The 3,541-nt window shown below is 68.9% G+C and carries 4 protein-coding genes and 1 pseudogene; 3 read left to right on the top strand and 2 right to left on the bottom strand.

The annotated features are described in order from the left end of the window. Positions 1 to 379 precede the first annotated feature (379 nt). The 3 genes from Q1N79_RS30335 to Q1N79_RS30325 are packed head-to-tail and all read left to right on the top strand — an operon-like array spanning position 380 to position 2,126. Positions 380 to 901: a DUF6879 family protein gene (locus tag Q1N79_RS30335; RefSeq protein WP_300614559.1), complete on the top strand. Its 522-nt coding sequence runs from the start codon at positions 380 to 382 to the stop codon at positions 899 to 901. Further along, the gene (locus tag Q1N79_RS30330) at positions 822 to 1,742 is read left to right on the top strand and encodes a helix-turn-helix transcriptional regulator (RefSeq protein WP_300614558.1); all 921 of its coding nucleotides are present in this window, start codon (positions 822 to 824) and stop codon (positions 1,740 to 1,742) included. Before Q1N79_RS30335 ends, Q1N79_RS30330 begins: the two co-directional genes overlap by 80 nt. Positions 1,743 to 1,790: 48 nt before the next feature. Beyond that, positions 1,791 to 2,126, top strand: coding sequence for a hypothetical protein (locus Q1N79_RS30325; RefSeq protein WP_300614557.1), 336 nt, complete (start codon positions 1,791 to 1,793; stop codon positions 2,124 to 2,126). A 38-nt stretch (positions 2,127 to 2,164) separates the two neighbouring features. Here the strand turns inward: Q1N79_RS30325 and Q1N79_RS30320 are convergent, their stop codons facing one another. Next, positions 2,165 to 2,974 (bottom strand): uracil-DNA glycosylase, encoded by an 810-nt coding sequence (locus Q1N79_RS30320; protein WP_300614556.1) that lies wholly within the window; start codon positions 2,972 to 2,974, stop codon positions 2,165 to 2,167. Beyond that, positions 2,956 to 3,541, bottom strand: a pseudogene (locus Q1N79_RS30315) (exopolyphosphatase); the annotation flags it as partial. The pseudogene Q1N79_RS30315 and the gene Q1N79_RS30320, both read right to left, overlap by 19 nt.

The following is a 3,541-nucleotide window of genomic DNA, read 5'->3' as shown; positions in this document are numbered from 1 at the left end:
TTGCCAGGAGCGGGGCCAGCGGCTGGCGGCAGGAGTAGTCGTGCACGCTAGCGCGGGTCGCCGCCGATCGGCGTGCGAGGAAGTCAAGGAGATCCGCTGGGCGGCTTGACCCCTATCTGAGCCTGAGGGAAGTTATAAGTGCGCAATATTTCGCAACTACTGGAGAGGGGCTCCATCATGCGCCTAACCTTGGTCGGCAAGGACCCGGACTCGAACCCGACTGGTTCGCCCACCGTATACCGAACGGATCGGGGGTCATGGCTTGTGCAGGGCTGGGCGGTAAGCGATCCGGAGGCCCTGGCACAGATGGACATCCCGGCCGGGGAGACTGTGGTGGAGATCCCGGACAGGATGCTGCAGTTCTTCGGGCGGGAGGGCCGTGACCCCGGTAACGGATGAGGAGTTCAACGACCTGCTTAGCTCGGGCTTCGGACACGAGGCTGTCCACCTGGAGATGCGGGACGCGTACGGAACGGCGGTCGAGGTGCCCCACATGGCTCAGTGGGCAGCCGGAGAGCCAGATGACCTGCGGTGGCTGCAGGACTGGTGCGTGACAGTGCGCGAGCACGTCAAGGCTGGGCGGTCGGTCCGCCGGGCCCGCGTCGTGTCCGAGCCGCTGAGCGATTACCAGCGATGGTCGTACAGCATCGCGGACCCGATGGTGGAGGCAGGAGAGGATATCCGTTGGGTACCGCGCCGCCTGGTGTCGGCGATCGCGATGCCAGGCAACGACTTCTACTTGTTCGACCGGCGGCTTGCGGTGTTCTTGCTCTACGCGGGGAGCGGTTTGGCTGCAGGCATGTTGAAGACAACGGCCCCGGATGTCCTCGATCTCTGCCGCGCCTCGTTTGAAGCCGTGTGGGCGCTCTCGATACCGCACCGTGAGTATCAGCCCGTCTAGCGCCGCCAAGCAGGCCCAGCAGGCACTGGGTGCCAGGATGCGGGAGATCCGCAAGGACGCGGGCCTGTCGGGGCGCGAGCTGGCAGCAGCGACCGGACAGCATTTCACACGGGTCAGCAAGATCGAGCACGGCGTGCAGGCCCCCGACGATGCAGATATCCGCAACTGGTGCCACGCCTGCGGCGCCGACGATCAGATCGCCGACCTGATCGCGACCGTGCGAGCGGTGGAGTCGGCGTACCTGGAGTTCCGGCGCCAGTCCCGTGACGGGATGAAGCGCGTCCTCGGCGCGCACACGCTTGCGCTGTACGAGCGAACCAGGATGTTCCGGATTTACGAGCACAACGTGATCCCGGGCCTGTTCCAGACCGCCGCCTATTGCGCGGCGATGCTGTCGTTCTGGATTAGGCTCCTCGACGCGCCCAACGACCTAGACGCTGCCGTCGCCGCCCGCATGGAACGCCAGAAGGTCATCTACGATCCAGCCAAGCATTTCACGGTGGTGCTGGAGGAGCAGGCGCTGCGAACCTGGTTCGGGACGGCCGAAGTGCAAGCGGGCCAGATCGGCAGGCTGCTGGAAATGATGTCTGTCCCGACCGTTTCGCTAGGGATCATCCCCTTGAACACCGAACGGACCGGGGTGCCCCCGGCCGGGTTCTGGATCTTCGATGAGGGCCTTGCCGCCGTCGAGATCCCGACCGCGAGCATCGAAGTCACCCGCCCCGATGAGGTGGACCTCTACGTGCGCATGTTCGACTATCTCAACGCGGCCGCCGTACACGGCGCGGCAGCCCGCAGGCTGATCGTCAGGGCGTTGCGAGAACTTCAGTTAGCGCAATAACTCGCAACAGTGTGGATCGGACAGATCGCTGCTTCCTATGATCGCGCCATGAGCAGCCCCGAACTCGCGAATCCTGGCGACGCGTCGGACGTCGGCACATGCCGTGCTCACCTGGAAGCGCTCGCCGAAGCCCTCCACCTGTCACCTGCACTCCGTGCCGAGATCTACCAGCTGAACGGCTCGCAGCGCTCCATACTGCATGCGCGAAACCTAGCCGCCAATGGACTGTCTGAGCAGATCGGCTGTGAGCGGGTCGAAGGCGATGGCTGGTGGTTCACCTGGTCTTGGGGAGACACGATCGGCCCGGCCAGCGACCCCGTGGGTGTGGCCAAGGTCATCGGCCACATGCTCCGCTTAAAGGTTCCCGATGTGCAGCTTCGATAGTGCTGTCGCCCGTGGCCATGGGCAGGGCCATAGTCAGCCTAGGCGCGAGCCGCCGCGGCGCGGGCACGGGCGAAGACGGCGTCGAGCATCTCGCCGGTCACCCGGCCGGTGAACGTGTTCTGCTGGCTGGGGTGGTAGCAGCCGATCAGCAGCGCCGCGGGACCGCCGGGCCTGCGCAGCTCGACCTCGGCCGCATGCGCGAACGCCGGCCGGGGCCTCGGCAGCTCGTACCCGGCATGGCCAAGCGGCTGCCAGAGCGCCTGCCAGGCGAACCCGCCCAGGCACACGATCGCCCGCAGGCTCGCCGCTACCATGCGCAGTTCCGCGGTGAGCCAGGGTTCGCAGGTGTCCCGCTCGTCCGGCGTCGGCCTGTTCTCCGGCGGCGCGCACCGCACCGCCGCGACCATGCGGGCGCCGATGAGCCGCTGGCCGTCCCCGGCGGACTCGCTGTCCGGCGCCGCGGCCAGCCCGCTGCGGTGCAGCGCCGCGAACAGGAAGTCGCCGCTGCGGTCGCCGGTGAAGATCCGCCCGGTCCGGTTGCCGCCGTGGGCGGCGGGCGCGAGGCCGACGATGAGGATCGACGGCGCCGCGTCTCCCCAGCCGGGGATCGGCCGGCCCCAGTAGGGTTCGCCGCTGAAGGACCTGCGCCTGACGGCCGCGACCTTCTCCCGCCACGCGACCAGCCGCGGGCACGCCCGGCACACCGACTGCAGCGCGGTCAGTTCCGCGAGCGTGGCCGCCGCGCCCGCGAATTCGCGGACCTGCGCGGGACTCGCGGCCACGGGCGTCGCCGCGGTCGCCGGATCGCCCGGCCAGCCGGTGCCTGGCGCTACGGGACCAGCGACCATGCGATGCCGTCGAGGATGTCGTGCTCGCTGACCAGGACCTCGGCGAACCCGAACCGGTCGATTATCCGGGTCAGCACCAGCGCGCCGGCCCCGATCACGTCGACCCGCCCTGGGTGCATGACCCCGATGGCCGCCCGCTCGGCGCGGGTCATCGCGAGCAGCCGGCCGGTGATCTCGCGGACCCGCGCGGCCGGTATCCGCGAATGGTGGATGCGGGCCTCGTCGTAGCGGTCCAGGCCGAGCGCGATCCCGGCGACCGTGGTGACCGACCCGGCCAGGCCGATCAGCGTCCTCGCCTCGCCCGCCGGGACGGCGCCGGCTACCAGGTCAAGCGCGCCGTCGATGTCCGCTGTCGCCGCCTCGATCTCAGCCGCTGATGGCGGGTCGCCGTGCAGGTGCCGCTCGGTCATCCGCACACATCCGATATCCACAGAACGAGCGCCCCTGACTCCCCCGGGTCCGCCCAGGACGAACTCGGTCGAGCCGCCGCCGATGTCGGTGACCAGGTAGGGCGGCGGGCAGTTGCCCTCCGTGGCGAGCGCGGTGCCGGCCAGCTCGCGGGTCGCC

This window comes from Trebonia sp. (assembly GCF_030042015.1).
Taxonomy (GTDB): Bacteria; Actinomycetota; Actinomycetes; order Streptosporangiales; family Streptosporangiaceae; genus Trebonia.
The sequence above is the reverse complement of the archived record's forward strand: the minus strand, read 5'-3'. Positions and strand labels throughout refer to the sequence as shown.

Coding starts and splice junctions, on each gene's coding strand:
- Q1N79_RS30330 (WP_300614558.1), top strand. CDS start 822: ATGTCCTCGATCTCTGCCGCGCCTCGTTTGAAGCCGTGTGGGCGCTCT.
- Q1N79_RS30325 (WP_300614557.1), top strand. CDS start 1,791: ATGAGCAGCCCCGAACTCGCGAATCCTGGCGACGCGTCGGACGTCGGC.
- Q1N79_RS30320 (WP_300614556.1), bottom strand. CDS start 2,974: ATGGTCGCTGGTCCCGTAGCGCCAGGCACCGGCTGGCCGGGCGATCCG.